Annotated in this window: 18 protein-coding genes and 1 tRNA gene; 16 read left to right on the plus strand and 3 right to left on the minus strand. The window is 60.2% G+C overall.

What is annotated here, in order from left to right; all coding sequences use genetic code 11:
* The first annotated feature begins 55 nt into the window (after window positions 1-55).
* From NE852_RS22700 to pncB, 6 genes are all read left to right on the plus strand, one after another.
* Window positions 56-1144, plus strand: coding sequence for a microcin C ABC transporter permease YejB (locus NE852_RS22700; protein ID WP_008525281.1), 1089 nt, complete (start codon window positions 56-58; stop codon window positions 1142-1144).
* Entirely contained in the window at window positions 1144-2292 is a 1149-nt protein-coding gene (locus NE852_RS22705) for an ABC transporter permease (RefSeq protein ID WP_008525279.1), read from the plus strand. Before NE852_RS22700 ends, NE852_RS22705 begins: the two co-directional genes overlap by 1 nt.
* On the plus strand, window positions 2289-3926 hold the full coding sequence (locus tag NE852_RS22710) for an ABC transporter ATP-binding protein (RefSeq protein WP_037171009.1): 1638 nt from the start codon (window positions 2289-2291) through the stop codon (window positions 3924-3926). The genes NE852_RS22705 and NE852_RS22710 overlap by 4 nt, the downstream gene beginning before the upstream one ends.
* Window positions 3927-3935: 9 nt before the next feature.
* A complete protein-coding gene (locus NE852_RS22715) occupies window positions 3936-4895 on the plus strand; it encodes a glyoxylate/hydroxypyruvate reductase A (RefSeq protein ID WP_008525274.1) in 960 nt (319 codons plus the stop codon).
* A 93-nt stretch (window positions 4896-4988) separates the two neighbouring features.
* Window positions 4989-5339, plus strand: coding sequence for a hypothetical protein (locus NE852_RS22720; protein ID WP_008525272.1), 351 nt, complete (start codon window positions 4989-4991; stop codon window positions 5337-5339).
* A 186-nt stretch (window positions 5340-5525) separates the two neighbouring features.
* Complete coding sequence (gene pncB, locus NE852_RS22725) at window positions 5526-6830, plus strand: nicotinate phosphoribosyltransferase (RefSeq protein ID WP_008525270.1); 1305 nt, start codon at window positions 5526-5528, stop codon at window positions 6828-6830.
* Here pncB and NE852_RS22730 read toward each other — a convergent pair.
* On the minus strand, window positions 6812-7072 hold the full coding sequence (locus NE852_RS22730) for a CrpP-related protein (RefSeq protein WP_037171012.1): 261 nt from the start codon (window positions 7070-7072) through the stop codon (window positions 6812-6814). The two genes, pncB and NE852_RS22730, sit on opposite strands and share 19 nt — an antisense overlap.
* 387 nt (window positions 7073-7459) lie before the next feature.
* Entirely contained in the window at window positions 7460-7669 is a 210-nt protein-coding gene (locus NE852_RS22735; RefSeq protein ID WP_008525265.1) for a KTSC domain-containing protein, read from the minus strand.
* A gap of 353 nt (window positions 7670-8022) precedes the next feature.
* Here NE852_RS22735 and NE852_RS22740 point away from each other — a divergent pair, with 353 nt between their 5' ends.
* The 5 genes from NE852_RS22740 (at window position 8023) to NE852_RS22760 (ending at window position 9968) form a co-directional block, all read left to right on the plus strand.
* On the plus strand, window positions 8023-8241 hold the full coding sequence (locus NE852_RS22740) for a DsbA family protein (protein WP_037171008.1): 219 nt from the start codon (window positions 8023-8025) through the stop codon (window positions 8239-8241).
* A 1-nt stretch (window position 8242) separates the two neighbouring features.
* The gene (locus NE852_RS22745; RefSeq protein ID WP_008525263.1) at window positions 8243-8563 is read left to right on the plus strand and encodes a multidrug efflux SMR transporter; all 321 of its coding nucleotides are present in this window, start codon (window positions 8243-8245) and stop codon (window positions 8561-8563) included.
* Window positions 8564-8610: 47 nt separating this feature from the next.
* Window positions 8611-8979, plus strand: a complete 369-nt coding sequence (locus NE852_RS22750; RefSeq protein WP_008525260.1) for a multidrug efflux SMR transporter — start codon at window positions 8611-8613, stop codon at window positions 8977-8979.
* Between the two features lie 5 nt (window positions 8980-8984).
* A complete protein-coding gene (locus tag NE852_RS22755; RefSeq protein WP_008525258.1) occupies window positions 8985-9311 on the plus strand; it encodes a nucleoside deaminase in 327 nt (108 codons plus the stop codon).
* A 201-nt stretch (window positions 9312-9512) separates the two neighbouring features.
* The gene (locus tag NE852_RS22760) at window positions 9513-9968 is read left to right on the plus strand and encodes a MarR family winged helix-turn-helix transcriptional regulator (protein ID WP_008525254.1); all 456 of its coding nucleotides are present in this window, start codon (window positions 9513-9515) and stop codon (window positions 9966-9968) included.
* A gap of 147 nt (window positions 9969-10115) precedes the next feature.
* Here the strand turns inward: NE852_RS22760 and NE852_RS22765 are convergent.
* Window positions 10116-10205: transfer RNA gene (locus tag NE852_RS22765), tRNA-Ser, on the minus strand.
* 229 nt (window positions 10206-10434) lie between these two features.
* Here NE852_RS22765 and NE852_RS22770 point away from each other — a divergent pair.
* The 5 genes from NE852_RS22770 to NE852_RS22790 all read left to right on the plus strand — a co-directional run bounded on the left by NE852_RS22770 (window position 10435) and on the right by NE852_RS22790 (window position 15754).
* Window positions 10435-10752 carry a hypothetical protein gene (locus NE852_RS22770; protein ID WP_008525252.1) on the plus strand — a complete coding sequence of 106 codons (318 nt, stop codon included), beginning with the start codon at window positions 10435-10437 and terminating at the stop codon, window positions 10750-10752.
* A gap of 316 nt (window positions 10753-11068) precedes the next feature.
* On the plus strand, window positions 11069-12061 hold the full coding sequence (locus tag NE852_RS22775; RefSeq protein WP_008525249.1) for a BMP family protein: 993 nt from the start codon (window positions 11069-11071) through the stop codon (window positions 12059-12061).
* A gap of 88 nt (window positions 12062-12149) precedes the next feature.
* Window positions 12150-13661, plus strand: a complete 1512-nt coding sequence (locus NE852_RS22780; RefSeq protein WP_008525248.1) for an ABC transporter ATP-binding protein — start codon at window positions 12150-12152, stop codon at window positions 13659-13661.
* Window positions 13662-13668: 7 nt separating this feature from the next.
* Window positions 13669-14772 carry an ABC transporter permease gene (locus NE852_RS22785; RefSeq protein ID WP_008525246.1) on the plus strand — a complete coding sequence of 368 codons (1104 nt, stop codon included), beginning with the start codon at window positions 13669-13671 and terminating at the stop codon, window positions 14770-14772.
* A gap of 10 nt (window positions 14773-14782) precedes the next feature.
* Window positions 14783-15754 carry an ABC transporter permease gene (locus NE852_RS22790; protein WP_008525243.1) on the plus strand — a complete coding sequence of 324 codons (972 nt, stop codon included), beginning with the start codon at window positions 14783-14785 and terminating at the stop codon, window positions 15752-15754.
* The last annotated feature ends 1 nt before the right edge of the window (window position 15755 follow it).

Consider the following 15755-nt stretch of genomic DNA (forward strand, 5'->3'; position numbering starts at 1 on the left):
GCATAAGACTGGACGGCAGGCAGACAAGAAGAACATTTCCGGAGGCTGAAGGCTGATGGGCGCCTATGTCATTCGCCGCCTGCTTCTGATGATACCGACCATCGTTGGCATCATGGCGATTTCCTTCATCGTCATTCAATTTGCGCCCGGTGGCCCTGTCGAGCAGGTGATCGCCCAATTGACCGGCCAGGCCGATAGCGCCGACCAGCGCCTGTCCGGCGGCGGCGATCTCTTGGGAGGTGGCGGCAGCGACGAAGGCTCCAAATATCGTGGTGCCCAGGGGCTCGATCCGGAATTGATCGCCAAGCTTGAAAAGCAGTTCGGCTTCGACAAGCCGCCGCTGACGCGGTTCGGTGAGATGATGTGGAATTACATCCGCTTCGATTTCGGCGAGAGCTTCTTCCGCAACACCACGGTGCTCGATCTCATCAAGGAAAAGCTGCCGGTGTCGATCTCGCTCGGCATCTGGATCCTGATCTTCTCTTACGCCATTTCCATTCCGCTCGGCATCCGCAAGGCGGTCAAGGATGGATCGACCTTCGACGTCTGGACGTCGGGCGTCATCGTCATCGGCTACGCCGTGCCGAGCTTCCTCTTCGGCATCCTGCTGATCGTGCTTTTCGCCGGCGGCTCCTTCTACGACTGGTTCCCGTTGCGCGGCCTCGTCTCCGACAATTTCGACCAGCTCGCCTGGTGGCAGAAGCCGCTCGATTACTTCTGGCACCTCACCCTGCCCCTGATCTCCCTTTCCCTTGCCGCCTTCGCGACGACGACGCTTTTGACCAAGAACTCCTTCATCGAGGAGATCAAGAAGCAATATGTCGTCACAGCTCGGGCCAAGGGCCTGAATGAGCGCCAGGTGCTCTACGGCCATGTCTTCCGCAATGCCATGCTGATCATCATCGCCGGTTTTCCCGGCGCCTTCATCTCCGCTTTCTTCACCGGCTCGCTGCTGATCGAGAACATCTTCTCGCTCGATGGCCTCGGCCGCCTCGGCTATCTCTCGGTCGTCAACCGGGATTATCCGATCGTTTTCGCGACACTCTACATCTTCTCGCTGCTTGGTCTCTTCGTCAGCCTGATTTCCGACCTGATCTACACCTGGATCGATCCGCGCATCGATTTCGAGCGGAGGGATGTCTGATGGACGCCGCCGCAAATCCCGCCACCACAACCCCGGTCAAGCCGCCGCGCAAGGGGCTGCTGTCGCCGACCAATATCCGCCGCTGGAAAAATTTCCGGGCGAACGGCCGCGGTTACTGGTCGTTGTGGCTGTTCCTGCTGCTCTTCGTGCTCAGCATGTTTGCCGAGTTCCTCGCCAACGACCGGCCGATCGTCGCCTCCTACAAGGGCGAGATCCTGTTTCCCGTGCTGATCGATTATCCCGAGGAGAAGTTCGGCGGCTTCCTTGCCGAAACCGACTACCGCTCTTCGGTGATCGCGGATGAGATCAATGCCAATGGCTGGATGATCTGGCCGCCGATCCGTTATTCCTATCGCTCGGTCAATTCGAACATCCCGCATTCGGCGCCGACCGCCCCCTTCTGGCTGATGACGAAGGAGGAGCGCTGCTCCGCTTACCCCCAGGGAGTGAACGATCCCGGCTGTACGCTCGGCAATCTCAACTGGCTTGGCACCGATGACCAGGCCCGCGACGTGCTGGCGCGCGTCATCTACGGCTTCCGCATATCGGTGCTTTTCGGCCTGGCGCTGACCATCTGCTCGGCGATCATCGGCGTGACGGCAGGCGCGGTGCAGGGTTATTTCGGCGGCTTGACCGATCTCTTGCTGCAGCGCTTCATCGAGATCTGGTCGTCGATGCCGGTGCTTTACATCTTGCTCATTATCGCCGCCATTCTGCCGCCCGGCTTCTTCGTGCTGCTCGGCATCATGCTGCTCTTTTCATGGGTCAGCTTCGTCGGTGTCGTGCGCGCCGAATTCCTGCGCGCCCGTAATTTCGAATATGTCCGCGCCGCACGCGCGCTCGGCGTCAACAACCGCACCATCATGTGGCGTCACCTGCTGCCGAACGCCATGGTGGCGACGCTCACCTTCCTGCCCTTCATCCTCTCCGGCTCGATCACGACGCTGACATCGCTTGATTTCCTCGGCTTCGGCATGCCGCCGGGCTCTCCCTCGCTCGGCGAAATGATCGCCCAGGGCAAGACCAACCTGCAGGCGCCCTGGCTGGGACTGACGGCCTTCTTCGCCATGTCGATCATGCTTTCCCTGCTGATCTTCATCGGCGAAGCCGTGCGCGACGCCTTCGATCCGAGGAAGACGTTTCAATGAGTGACATGACAGAACCGCTCCTTTCCGTCCGCAACCTCTCGGTTGCCTTTCACCAGGGCGGCGAGACCTCGCTCGCCGTCGATCGCATCTCCTTCGATATCTCCAAGGGCGAGGTCGTGGCGCTCGTCGGCGAATCCGGCTCCGGAAAATCGGTTTCGGCCAACTCGATCCTGCGCCTTCTGCCCTATCCCTCTGCAAGTCATCCTTCCGGCGAAATCCTGTTCAAGGGCAAGGATCTCCTGAAGGCGTCGGAGCGGGCCTTGCGGGAAGTGCGCGGCAACGACATCACCATGATCTTCCAGGAGCCGATGACCTCGCTCAATCCGCTTCACACGATCGAGAAGCAGATCGCCGAGATCCTGGCCCTGCACCAGGGGTTGACCGGCCAGGCGGCTCGTGAGCGCGTGCTGGAATTGTTGAACCAGGTCGGTATCCGCGAGCCGGAGAAGCGGTTGAAGGCCTATCCGCACGAACTGTCAGGTGGTCAGCGCCAGCGTGTCATGATCGCCATGGCGCTCGCCAACCGGCCGGAATTGCTGATTGCCGACGAGCCGACCACCGCACTCGACGTCACGGTGCAGGCGCAGATTCTTGAGCTGCTGCGGCAGTTGAAGGCGGCGCACGGCATGTCACTGCTGTTCATCACCCATGATCTCGGCATCGTGCGCAAATTCGCCGATCGCGTCTGCGTCATGACCAAGGGCAGGATCGTCGAAACCGGAACCGTCGAAGAAGTCTTCGCCAAACCGAAGCACGACTATACCCGCCACCTTCTCGCCTCTGAGCCGCGCGGCGAGCCGCCGCTTGCCGATCCGTCGAAACCGGTGGTGATGGAAGGCTCCGATATCCGCGTCTGGTTTCCGATCAAGGCCGGGCTGATGCGCCGCGTCGTCGATCATGTGAAGGCGGTCGACGGCATCGATCTTTCGCTGCGCGCCGGGCAGACGCTCGGCGTCGTCGGCGAATCCGGTTCCGGCAAGACCACGCTCGGCCTGGCGCTCACCCGGCTGATCTCCTCGCAAGGCCGGATCGCCTTTGTCGGAAGGGATATTGCAGGCTATTCGTTCGGCGAGATGCGGCCGCTGCGCAACCAGCTGCAGATCGTCTTCCAGGATCCCTATGGCTCGCTCAGCCCCCGCATGTCGGTCGGCGATATCATCGCCGAAGGGCTGAAGGTGCATGAGCGCTCGTTGGGCGCTGAAGAGCGCGACCAGCGCGTCTGTTGGGCGCTGGAGGAAGTGGGCCTCGATCCCCTGACCCGCTGGCGCTATCCGCATGAATTTTCCGGCGGCCAGCGCCAGCGCATCGCGATTGCCCGCGCCATGGTCCTGAAGCCGCGCTTCGTCATGCTCGACGAGCCGACCTCGGCGCTCGATATGAGCGTGCAGGCCCAGGTGGTGGATCTGCTGCGCGATCTGCAGAAGAAGCACGATCTCGCCTATCTCTTCATCAGCCATGACCTGAAGGTGGTGAAGGCGCTCGCTAACGACGTCATCGTCATGCGATTCGGCAAGGTGGTGGAGCAGGGACCATCAGCGGAAATCTTCCGCGCGCCGAAGGACGATTACACCAAGGCGCTCATGGCAGCCGCGTTCAACATCGAGGCGGTGCCGACGCCCGCCGTGCAGCAGTAAAAGAAGATCATGTCCGCGCACTCTCCCGTTCTCGTCGATATCAAGTTCAATCCCGAAGGCGTCGTCCGGGTGCTGAAGACGGCCTTTGCCGATCGCGGCAGCGTCAATCTCGCCGATCCGGCCAACCGCGAACGTGATCTCTGCGATCTCGAATACGCACTTCTCTGGAAGCCGGATGCAGACCTCTTCCAGCGGGCGCCGAACCTCAAGGTGATCTTTTCGGGCGGCGCCGGCGTCGACCATATCATCGGCATGGACGGTCTGCCCGAGATCCCGATCGTCCGCTTCGTCGATCGCAGCCTGACGACCCGCATGAGCGAATGGGTCGTCATGCAGTGCCTGATGCATCTGCGTGGGCAATACGCCCATGATATCCACCAGCGCCGGCGTGAATGGGCAAAATTGATCGCGCCTGAGGCAGCAGAGGTTACGGTCGGTGTCATGGGACTCGGCATTCTCGGCCAGGATGCGGTCGCCAAGCTGAAGGTGATGGGTTTCAATGTCATCGGCTGGTCGCGCACCCGCAAAGAGATCGGTGGCGTCGAAACTTTCGATGCGAGCGAGCTGGACAGCTTCCTCGCAAAGACGGACATTCTCGTCGGCCTGCTGCCGCTGACGCCGGAGACGACGGGTTTTTACGATAGCGGGCTGTTCAAAAAGCTCGGCCGTAACGGTGCGCTTGGACAGCCGGTCTTCGTCAATGCCGGCCGCGGCAAGAGCCAGGTCGAGGCCGATATCGTGTCAGCCATCCGGGACGGCACCCTTGGCGGCGCTTCCCTCGATGTCTTCGAAGTGGAGCCGCTTGCATCAGACAACCCCTTATGGGACCTGGAGAACGTCTTCATCACGCCGCATGATGCGGCCGTTTCCGAAGAGAATGCACTGTTCCGTCATGTCGAGGCGCAGATTGCCCGTTTCGAGCGTGGCGAACCGCTGCAATTCGTCGTCGACCGCGCCGTCGGCTATTGAACGCTCGGGAACCTTCCAGACAGCCACCCGTTTCCTCTGCTGAGATTCTTCGCGGGCCGGTTATACCGGTCATGACGGCGGAAGGAGACGGTGATGGCACATCAGACGGAAACACGCTGGGAAAAGTCCGATGGCAAGCTTCATAAGGAAGAGCTGATCCCGCCGGTGAGGGCGAGGCAGGGGCGGATGGGTTATCGTATCCTGATGGTCCTGCTTGCCGCTCTGGTGCTTGCTTTCGTGGTCTGGATTCCCGTCGAGATCTGGGGCAGTCGCGAGGCGGATGAAGTGGCGCCGCAACAGCCCGGTCAGCAGCTCCAGTCGCAGCAGCCTGACGTTTCAACCGCGCCGAGCCTGCAGAACGGTAAGGCGATTCCGACGGAGACCCAGAACACGACGCCGGCCGCCCCTGCAGCACCAGCCCAGCCGGCAACACCGGCCCAATGAGCGTTCGGCCAATGACCTCTCGCATCCCGCCGCCGTACTGCGGCGGGATGTTTATTGTTTTGTCTGGACTTTCTCTGTCGATTTTTCGATAAGAAGGCGCACGAGCCGGTTTCGTGCGGCCGGCCGGAGCTTTTGAGCCCCTGAAAACTTGGCAGCGCCTGACCGGAGTGGACAGGGGCAGGAATCATGGCCAAGACTGATATCGCCAGACGCGTCTACAATCACGCTTGGAAACTCGACCCGATCATCCGCAGTCTGATCGATACCGACTTCTATAAGCTCCTGATGCTGCAGATGATCTGGAAGCTCTATCCCGAGGTCAACGCTTCCTTCACGCTCATCAACCGCACCAAGCGCGTGCATCTCGCCGAGGAGATTGACGAGGGCGAATTGCGCGAACAGCTCGACCATGCCCGTACGCTCCGGCTCTCGAAGAAAGAGATGATCTGGCTTGCGGGTAACAGTTTCTATGGCCGTGCGCAGATCTTCGAACCGGAATTCCTGGCCTGGCTTTCCAATTTCCAGCTCCCCGAATACGAGCTGTCGAAGAAGGACGGGCAATATGTCCTGGATTTCCACGGGTCCTGGAAAGAAACCACCATGTGGGAGATCCCCGCACTTGCCATCGTCAACGAGCTACGCTCGCGCTCGGCGATGAGGGCGCTCGGTCCGTTCACCCTCGACGTGCTCTATGCCCGCGCCAAGGCGAAGATGTGGTCTAAGGTCGAGCGGCTGAGGGAGCTGCCGGGTTTGCGCATCTCCGATTTCGGCACCCGTCGGCGTCACAGTTTCCTCTGGCAGCGCTGGTGCGTCGAGGCGCTGAAGGAAGGCATCGGCCCGGCTTTTACCGGCACCAGCAATGTATTGCTGGCGATGGATTCCGATCTCGAAGCCGTCGGCACCAACGCCCACGAGCTGCCGATGGTGGCCGCCGCCCTTGCGGAAACCGGCGAGCAACTGCGCAACGCGCCCTACAAGATCCTGCGCGACTGGAACAAGCTATACGGCGGTAACCTGCTGATCGTCCTGCCGGACGCCTTCGGCACCGCCGCCTTCCTGCGCGATGCACCGGAATGGGTCGCCGATTGGACCGGCTTCCGCCCGGACAGCGCCCCGCCGATCGAAGGCGGCGAGAAGATCATCGACTGGTGGAAGAAGATGGGCCGCGATCCGCGCCAGAAGCTCTTGATCTTTTCCGACGGTCTCGATGTGGATGCCATCATCGACACCTACCGGCATTTCGAGGGTCGGGTGCGCATGAGCTTCGGCTGGGGCACGAACCTGACGAACGATTTTTCCGGCTGCGCGCCGACCGAGATATCGGGCCTCAACCCGATCTCCGTCGTCTGCAAGGTCAGCGACGCCAACGGCCGCCCGGCGGTAAAACTCTCCGACAACCCGCAGAAGGCGACTGGAGAGCCGGCCGAGGTCGAGCGTTATCTGAAATTCTTTGGTGCCGAAGACAGGATCGATCAGACCGTCCTGGTGTAACTCCGAGGCCGGACGCCGCCATCCCCGGGTACGGCGCGGCCGTCCCGTGGCGCATCGGCATGCCCCGCCATCGCATCCTCGATCGACCAGCCGAAGCGCCAGGCGTCGAACATCGAATACCATTCCTGGAAATCGGTGATCGGCAACACATCCGGTTTCGACATCGGATTGTCGGCCAGGCTGCGGCCAAGCGCGCGATCCCGCACACCACGCTCCTGCATCTCAAGCAGATTCTCGAACATCGTCATCCCCGGGGCCCTCCCGTTCCATGGGTTTATGCAATCATGCTAATTAAGCATTGTCGAGTCCGGATGTGAGCATTCCGGTTTTTCACAGGATTAGCCCCGATTCGTTATTTCAAGGAGGAAGGCAGTGGAAACCGGCTCGGGCCGACCGGTCGCGATTGACGGACGCGGCGTGACGGGGAGGCCCGGCTTCCTGGCTGGGGTCCGCCACCGAGCCTCCCGGCTGTCCGAATCTTCTGAATGCCGGCAGCCCCGATAAACTGCCGCTTTCCGCTCGGGCTGATCCAATGGTGATGCACGAGATAGTTAGCCGAGGGTTAATATCCACCGGCTTGGTCTCAATCCGATACAATCTCCAGCATAGGCTGGCGAGGATCCTCAGCTTTAGGCAGCCAGCCTGCGAAACCGCGTTCTGATCCGGTCGAGATAGTAGTGGCCCGGAGATTGCGCCGCCGTCATAGCGAGCGCTTCCGAGGACGGCACACCTTCGAACAGACGCTCCTCGCCGTTCTTGAAGCAAATCCTGAGCCGCCCGTCTTCCTGGCTGAAATAGACCGATTTGATGATCTTCGACTTTACCGAAAGTTCTTCCACCTGTTTTACCTCTGTTTTTTAGTTTGGCAGAACCTAAACCCAAACGTGCAAAGACGCGGTGAAGCAGCGTGGTAAAAATTCAGGAATCTTGCGATGCGTTGGCAGGCGCCGACATGACCTCGTCCTGACATCGGGATGCTGTTCCGACGCGTTTACATCATCATCTCTGCAATCAGGTCAGCATCCCTGTCGTCGGGTGTCGGTCATAAGAGGCTCCAGTTGTTTGTTGGACTGGTATGACCCTACGCGCACGAGGCGACCCCACCCAAATAATTGCTTGCACATGCAAAGATATTGACTTACGAAAACATCCAAGATATTGCATGTGCATACAAGTAATTTGAGAGAGGCCGATGAGTGCCGTAACCGTCTATACCGACTATGTTTGTCCCTTCTGCCTGCTCGCAGAGCAAGTCTTGACCGACATCGGCGAACGGTTTCTCCGGGGAACGCCGCCATTGGACGATTTGCGACAAGCAATGGACCAGTTCGGACGTTTCGGCATCGTCGCAGAACGTCACGAACACCAGGCACATGCTCTCACAAGCCCAACCAGCAATGAAAGGACGTAGGATGAACTGGCTCTATCTTGGAATTGCCGTGATATTCGAGATCACGGTTGCAATCAGCGCAGGCAAAGCAAAGGGATTCACGAACTTTGCGTGGACTGTCGTCACCCTCGTTAGCGGCGCTATCGCCACCTACTTCCTTAGTCTTGCACTTCTCACTTTCGATGTTGGCGTTGGTTACGCGATCTGGACCTCCGTTGCAGGTGTCGGGATCGTCGTCCTAGGCGCGCTGTTCTTTGGCCAACAACTGAACTGGAAGAAGGTCCTCGGGATCGCTGTCGTCATTGGCGGCGTCGTCGGCCTGCGTCTTAGCGGCGCGGCATAAAAAACCGCCGCCCTTATTCTCTCCCTCTGATCCGAAAGGAACCTGACATGACGACAACACATGAGAAGAAGGAAAACAGCGGGCGTGCATGGACGATGTTGATGTTCGCTGGCGCTTTTGAAATTGGCTACGCACTCAGTGTCGGAGGCAGCCACGCCTTTACGGTTCTGAACTGGTCGGTCGCTGCCTTGGTGTTTTTCCTGCTGACGCTCTACTTCTTGAGCGTAGCCTTGCGGACGATTGATGTGGGGATCGGCTACGCTGTTTGGGCGGGTATCGGTTCCGTCGGAGCCGCGGCCTTCGGGAGCGTTCTTCTCGATCAGCCGCTGACGCTGATCCAGGCATTTTGGCTGGCGGTTATTATCGTCGGCGTCGTCTGGTTGAAGCTCGCCGACAGCGCCAAACTCCAGGGATAAGCGCGATGATCGCTGATCGCTCGACCCGCTACACGCAACTCATGGAGGAGGGGGTCGCCTTCTCCATGGATCATGTCCACGATGGCGGTATTCCATTCACGGCGCTTGTCGTCGATCAGAAGGGCGTTATTCCCGAACGCGGCGTCAACCGCGTTCGGGAGCATCACGATCCAACTGCCCATGCCGAGGTCGAGGCAAGACGCGATGCTTGCCGCACTCACGGCACAACGCATCTGCAGGGAACGACGCTGCTAGCGTCAGGAGAGCCGTGTGCGATGTGCTGGCACGAGCGCGGTCTATGCGGGCATTTCGCAGATATTCTTTGCCGCTGATCGCAACGAGGCAGCCGCGCATGGCTTCGACTATCGCGGCATGTATCCACTCTTTGCCGATGATCCGAAAACCTGGCGGTCGCCTGCCGTGAGCAAACTTGCCGTTTCGGAAGGGCTGCGCCCATTTCTGGAATTTCGTTCAGGGCTGCGCGCGTCCTAGCGGTGCGTCTCCCTTGAGTCAGTGCTTGTATGGACATACATATGGAGAAGGTCCCGCCGGTTGCTCAAGAGGAGTCTGCATCAGTCATGTCAAAGAGAAGCGATTCATGGCTCAAGCTGATTCATGTGGTGGCCAATATCGAAGCCGATCTAGGCAAAGTTTTGCAAGAGCGGCACGGGCTTGGACTGTCGGACTACCGTGCGCTCGAGATATTGTCGCGATCCCCGGATTCCGAGCTTCGGATGCAAGAGTTGGCCTTGCATCTGCAGCTCAATCAAAGTTCAATTTCGCGAATGGTCGAGCGTTTGGAACGTGGCGGGCTGTCCGTTCGCGATCTTTGCCCGGACGACAAGCGCGGAGTCTATACTGTCCTTACCGACAAAGGGCGTTTACGCCTCGAAAGCGCGCAACCCGATTACGAAGCAGCCCTGACTGTTGCTCTCAAGGAACATGGTTGCGAGGGATTGCTGTCCACAAAGCTGACCGACACAAGGTAAGGACGGTCGAAAGCCCCACGCTCGCGAGCGCATCCGAGGCGGCGAAGGGGGCTATCGGCGGGATCATCTGCGCGCGCTGGTGCAGCGCGTCGAGGTCGCGGACGAAGCGATTCGGCGGCGATTGCCGTGCCCGGAAGCGGACTGAAATGGCGGACAGGGTGGGATTCGAACCCACGGTACGCTTTCACGTACACACGCGTTCCAGGCGTGCGCCTTAAACCACTCGGCCACCTGTCCTTTTTTGGCGTTCGCGCCCGGATAGGAGCAAATCGTCGGAACGGCGCGATATATACCGATGAATTTTTGCCGATCAACCCAAATCTAACAGTTTTTTGACTTCTTCCGATAAAACTCCCCTCGGCCCATCCCATTGTGCTTCACTTCAGCGATGATTATGTAGTTCTCAAGGTGGAGAATGGCGCGGCCTGCCGGAATTGTCCGGCAAATCGAAGCGTCGGAGGAATTGATGCGTTTCCTGTTGCGTCTGGCGAGTCTTGTCGCGCTTGCGGCGGCCGTTATTGCCGGGACCATCGATTCGATACAGTCGGTTGCCGCCTCCGCCGTGGTGATGACGCCGATCTCTGACGCCTGGCAGGATGTGAGCCCGGCGACGCTGACCTCGTTGCAATCCTCCCTTTCCTATTATGTCCATCCGCGTTTCTACGCTTTCATCTTCCAGTGGCTGATGCTGCAGCCGGCCTTTGCCGTTTTCCTGGTGATCGCGCTGCTGCTCTGGATGATCGGCTACAAGAAGCCGCCGGTTGCCGGCCGTTTCTCCGCATAGAAAGTCGGTTTTGTCGGCAAGGCCCGATCAGAATTCGTGCGCTTGTCGCCGCCTCCGTGACGCCAGTATTTGCCGGCGGACTGGTTAGAAAATCCGCATTCCGGCAAGGCGAGCGTCCAAAAAATCAGCCCGGCGAGCGGATTTTCGGCAATCGCTGCAAATCTTTACCAGTCGAAAAATTTCTGGTGAATTTTTCCGTGAGCCATGCAAGGATGCGCGCAGCCAGGCCTCCGGGGGGAGGTCGGTGGTTCCGCAGACATGCCCGAAATGGGCTTGCGGGAGGACCCCTAACGAATAGCAACAACAGGGCTGCACAATGAAAAAATCCCTTCTTACCCTCCTTGCCATGGCTGCGATGTCGACGACGGCGCTTGCCGCCGATGTCAAGCCGGCGCTGGTCTACGGCACTGGCGGGAAGTTCGATAAGTCTTTTAACGAAGCGGCCTACAACGGCGCCGAGAAGTTCAAGGCCGAGACCGGCATTGCCTATCGCGATTTCGAGCCCACCGGCGACACCCAGGGCGAACAGGCCATCCGCAACTTCGCAAGCCGCGGCTTCAATCCGGTGGTTGCCGTTTCTTTCGCCTGGACCTCGGCCATCGAAAAGGTCGCAGCCGAATTCCCTGACACCAAGTTCATCATCGTCGACTCCGTCGTCGACAAGCCGAACGTCCGCTCCGTCGTCTACAAGGAAGAAGAGGGCTCCTACCTCGTCGGCGTTCTCGCCGGCATGGCTTCGAAGACCGGCAAGGTCGGCTTCGTCGGCGGCATGGACATTCCGCTGATCCGCAAGTTCGAATGCGGCTACGAGCAGGGCGCGCGCGCTGCCAAGGCCAATGTCGAAGTCTTCCAGAACATGACCGGCACGACGGGTGCTGCCTGGAACGACCCGGTTCGCGGCGGCGAACTCACCAAGAACCAGATCGACCAGGGCGCTGACGTCATCTACGCGGCAGCTGGCGCTACCGGGCTCGGCGTTCTCCAGACCGCCGCAGACAACAAGAAGCTTTCGATCGGCGTCGACTCCAACCAGAATCATCTGCATCCGGGCTCGGTCCTGACCTCGATGGTCAAGCGCGTCGATCTTGCCGTCTACAACGCCTATACCGATACCAAGAACGACAAGTTCACCGCTGGCGTTCAGGCGCTCGGCGTCAAGGAAGACGGTGTCGGCGCTGCGATGGACGACAACAACAAGTCGCTGATCACGCCGGAGATGAAGGCCGCCGTCGACAAGGCCAAGGCCGATATCATTGCCGGGACCGTCAAGGTTCACGATTATACCTCGGACAACGCCTGCCCGAAGTGATCCGCGCCCTGATGTAATCGACGATTGAGATCGGGCGTATGGCGGAGGGGATTTTCGCCATACGCCCTTTTCTTATTTGGAGCCTGCAGTGACAGATAAGCCCGCTATCGAGCTTGTCGGCATCGATAAGAAATTCGGTGCCGTCCATGCCAACAAGGACATAAACCTCACCGTTGCCAAGGGGACGATCCACGGCATCATCGGTGAAAACGGCGCCGGCAAATCGACCCTGATGTCGATCATTTACGGTTTTTACCACGCCGACAGCGGCGAGATCCGCGTCAACGGCAGTCCAGTCGCCATCCGGGACAGCCAGGCGGCGATCGCCGCCGGCATCGGCATGGTGCACCAGCATTTCATGCTGGTCGATAATTTCACGGTGCTCGAAAACATCATGCTCGGCGCTGAAGGCGGTATGCTGCTGGCGAGGGGCGTCGCCTCGGCCCGCGCCGAGCTCAAGCGGCTCGAAACGGAATACGGCCTCGAGGTCGACCCCGATGCACTGATCGAAGAGCTTCCGGTCGGCCTGCAGCAGCGCGTCGAAATCCTGAAAGCCATGTATCGCGGCGCCGAGATCCTGATCCTCGACGAGCCCACGGGCGTGCTGACGCCTGCTGAAGCCGATCATCTCTTCCGCATCCTCAAGGTGCTGCGCGATCAGGGCAAGACGATCATCCTCATCACCCACAAGCTGCGCGAGATCATGGCGATCACCGATACGGTCTCCGTCATGCGCCGCGGCGAGATGGTCGCAACCCGCAAGACAGCCGAAACGACGGTGGAGGAGCTTGCCGAACTGATGGTCGGCCGCCGCGTTCTGCTGCGTGTGCAAAAGGGCGAGGCAAACCCGGGCGCCGCTGTGCTCTCCGTCCGCAACCTCACGGTCAAGGACAATCGCGGCGTCACCATGGTCGACAACGTCTCCTTCGAGGTGCGCGCCGGCGAGATCGTTGGCATTGCCGGCGTTGCCGGCAATGGCCAGTCCGAATTGCTGGAGGCGATTGCCGGCATCCGCAAGCCTACCTCCGGCGAGATCCTTCTCGACGGTCAGACGATCGACAGGGCCGATCCCGCCCGCCTGCGCGATCTCGGCCTCGCCCATATTCCCGAGGACCGCCACCACATGGGCCTGGTCCTGAAATTCGAGGAATATGAAAATTCAGTGCTCGGCTATCACCGCCGTCCAGGCTACAGCCGCGGCCCGCTGCTCGATCTCGAAGCGATCCGTAAGGATGCGATGGAGAAGATCGAGAAATACGACATCCGCCCGCCGAATCCGCGGCTGAAGACGGCGAATTTCTCCGGCGGCAACCAGCAGAAGATCGTGGTCGCCCGTGAGATCGAACGCGATCCGAAGATGCTGATCATCGGCCAGCCGACGCGCGGCGTCGATATCGGCGCTATCGAATTCATCCACCGCCGGATCATCGAAATGCGCGACGCGGGCAAGGCGATCCTGCTCGTCTCCGTCGAACTCGATGAAATCCGCGCCCTTTCAGACCGTATCCTTGTCATGTTCGCCGGCCATGTCGTCGGCGAGAAGACGCCCGATGCCGGTGAACAGACCCTCGGCCTGATGATGGCCGGCATTGCCGCGTGAGGCCTTTATGAGCACTGCTTCCGTTCCGTTGCCAAACTGGATCAACTACGGTCTGATCCCCCTTCTGAACCTCATCGTCGCCTTCCTGATATCAGGCTTCGTCGTCTGGCTGATCGGCGAAAGCCCGCTTGCCGCCCTCTCGCTGCTGATCGAGGGCGCCTTCGGCAGCGGTGAGGGTATCGGCTTCACGCTCTATTATGCGACGAGTTTCATCTTCACTGGTCTCTCCGTGGCCGTCGCCATCCATGCTGGCCTCTTCAACATCGGCTCGGAAGGCCAGGCCTATATCGGTGGCCTCGGCTGCGCGCTCGTAGCGCTCGCGCTCGACAATTACATGCCCTGGTATGTAACGATGCCGATCGCCATCGTCGGGGCAGGCATCTTCGGTGCGGCCTGGGCCTTCATACCCGCTTTCCTTCAGGCCAAGCGCGGCAGCCACATCGTCATCACGACGATCATGTTCAACTATATCGCGGCCGCCCTCATGGTCTATCTCCTGGTGCATGTGCTGATCGTGCCGGGCAAGATGGCGCCGGAAACCCGCACCTTCCTCGAGGGCGGACAGCTTCCGAAGCTTGGCTGGGTCATGAGCATCTTCGGAGCCAAGCTGGGTGCCGCACCCTTCAACGTCTCCTTCATCATCGCCCTTCTTGCAGCTTGGTTTGTCTGGATCCTTATCTGGCGCACCAAGCTCGGCTTCGAGATGCGCACGCTCGGCGTAAGCTCGACGGCAGCCGCCTATGCCGGCATTCCCTATGCGCGGATCGTCATCATCGCCATGCTGCTTTCCGGGGCGCTCGCCGGCATGATGGCGCTCAATCCCGTCATGGGGTCTTCCGCCCGTCTGCAGGTTGAGTTCGTCGGCGGCGCCGGCTTCGTCGGTATCGCCGTCTCGCTGATGGGCCGAAACCATCCGCTCGGCATTATTTTCGCAGCAATCCTTTTCGGCACTCTTTATCAGGGCGGCGACTGGATCTCCTTCGAAATGCCGAACATCACCCGCGAAATGATCCTCGTCATCCAGGGTCTGGTGATCCTGTTCGCCGGCGCGCTGGAATATATGTTCCGGCCGGCGATGGTGCACCTCTATCAACAGTTCGTGCGGGCCTGAGGAGCGGACGATGGAATATTATGAAATTTTCATCAGCGTTCTGAGCTCCACCATCCGGCTGTCGATCCCGCTGATCTTCACCGCTCTTGCCGGGCTGTTTTCGGAACGCGCCGGCATTTTCGATATCGGTCTCGAGGGCAAGATGCTCGGCTCGGCCTTTGCCGCAGCCTGTGTCGCCTATCTCACCGATTCGGCCTGGCTCGGGCTCGGCGCCGGCGTTATCTGTTCGGTGGCGCTCAGCCTGGTCCACGGCTTTGCCTCGATCACCAACCGCGGCAACCAGATCGTGTCGGGCGTGGCGATCAACTTCTTCATCGCCGGCATCACCATTGTGCTCGGCCAGGCTTGGTTCGGCCAGGGCGGGCGAACGCCGCAGCTGCCGCCGGATGCACGTTTCGCGCCGATCATCCTGCCGGGCGCCGATGCCATCCGTGATGTGCCGATCATCGGGCCGCTTTATGCGGGCGTCATATCGGGCAACAACATTCTCACCTATCTCGCCTTCCTCGCCGTGCCCTTCTCCTGGTGGGTGCTTTACCGCACCCGCTTCGGCCTCAGGCTTCGCGCCGTCGGCGAAAATCCGGGCGCGGTCGACACCGCCGGCATCTCGGTCGCATGGCTGCGCTACCGCGCGGTCATGTGCGCCGGCATCCTCTGTGGCTTTTCCGGCACTTATCTCGCGATCGCCCAGTCCGCCGCCTTCATCAAGGACATGTCGGCAGGCAAAGGCTATATCGCGCTCGCCGCCCTCGTCTTCGCCAAGTGGAAGCCGGTGCCCGTGATGTTCGCCTGCCTGCTTTTCGGCTTCCTCGATGCGCTGGCGAATTTCATGCAGGGCAAGCAGGTGCCGCTGGTCGGCGAAGTGCCGGTACAGGTCTTCCAGGCGCTGCCCTATATCCTCACCTGCGTGCTGCTTGCCGGCTTCATCGGCGTTGCGATCCCGCCGAAGGCCGGCGGCGTGCCCTATACCAAGGAGCGTTGAT

The organism is Rhizobium sp. Pop5 (assembly GCF_024721175.1).
Classification (GTDB): domain Bacteria; phylum Pseudomonadota; class Alphaproteobacteria; order Rhizobiales; family Rhizobiaceae; genus Rhizobium.

Bases quoted from the DNA above. Each gene is read 5' to 3' on its own strand.
- NE852_RS22730 (WP_037171012.1), bottom strand. From the start codon at position 7,072: ATGTTCGAGAATCTGCTTGAGATGCAGGAGCGTGGTGTGCGGGATCGC.
- NE852_RS22740 (WP_037171008.1), top strand. From the start codon at position 8,023: ATGAGTGCCGTAACCGTCTATACCGACTATGTTTGTCCCTTCTGCCTG.
- NE852_RS22775 (WP_008525249.1), top strand. From the start codon at position 11,069: ATGAAAAAATCCCTTCTTACCCTCCTTGCCATGGCTGCGATGTCGACG.
- pncB (WP_008525270.1), top strand. From the start codon at position 5,526: ATGGCCAAGACTGATATCGCCAGACGCGTCTACAATCACGCTTGGAAA.
- NE852_RS22785 (WP_008525246.1), top strand. From the start codon at position 13,669: ATGAGCACTGCTTCCGTTCCGTTGCCAAACTGGATCAACTACGGTCTG.
- NE852_RS22705 (WP_008525279.1), top strand. From the start codon at position 1,144: ATGGACGCCGCCGCAAATCCCGCCACCACAACCCCGGTCAAGCCGCCG.
- NE852_RS22760 (WP_008525254.1), top strand. From the start codon at position 9,513: ATGGAGAAGGTCCCGCCGGTTGCTCAAGAGGAGTCTGCATCAGTCATG.
- NE852_RS22715 (WP_008525274.1), top strand. From the start codon at position 3,936: ATGTCCGCGCACTCTCCCGTTCTCGTCGATATCAAGTTCAATCCCGAA.
- NE852_RS22700 (WP_008525281.1), top strand. From the start codon at position 56: ATGGGCGCCTATGTCATTCGCCGCCTGCTTCTGATGATACCGACCATC.
- NE852_RS22720 (WP_008525272.1), top strand. From the start codon at position 4,989: ATGGCACATCAGACGGAAACACGCTGGGAAAAGTCCGATGGCAAGCTT.
- NE852_RS22750 (WP_008525260.1), top strand. From the start codon at position 8,611: ATGACGACAACACATGAGAAGAAGGAAAACAGCGGGCGTGCATGGACG.
- NE852_RS22790 (WP_008525243.1), top strand. From the start codon at position 14,783: ATGGAATATTATGAAATTTTCATCAGCGTTCTGAGCTCCACCATCCGG.
- NE852_RS22745 (WP_008525263.1), top strand. From the start codon at position 8,243: ATGAACTGGCTCTATCTTGGAATTGCCGTGATATTCGAGATCACGGTT.
- NE852_RS22710 (WP_037171009.1), top strand. From the start codon at position 2,289: ATGAGTGACATGACAGAACCGCTCCTTTCCGTCCGCAACCTCTCGGTT.
- NE852_RS22770 (WP_008525252.1), top strand. From the start codon at position 10,435: ATGCGTTTCCTGTTGCGTCTGGCGAGTCTTGTCGCGCTTGCGGCGGCC.
- NE852_RS22755 (WP_008525258.1), top strand. From the start codon at position 8,985: ATGATCGCTGATCGCTCGACCCGCTACACGCAACTCATGGAGGAGGGG.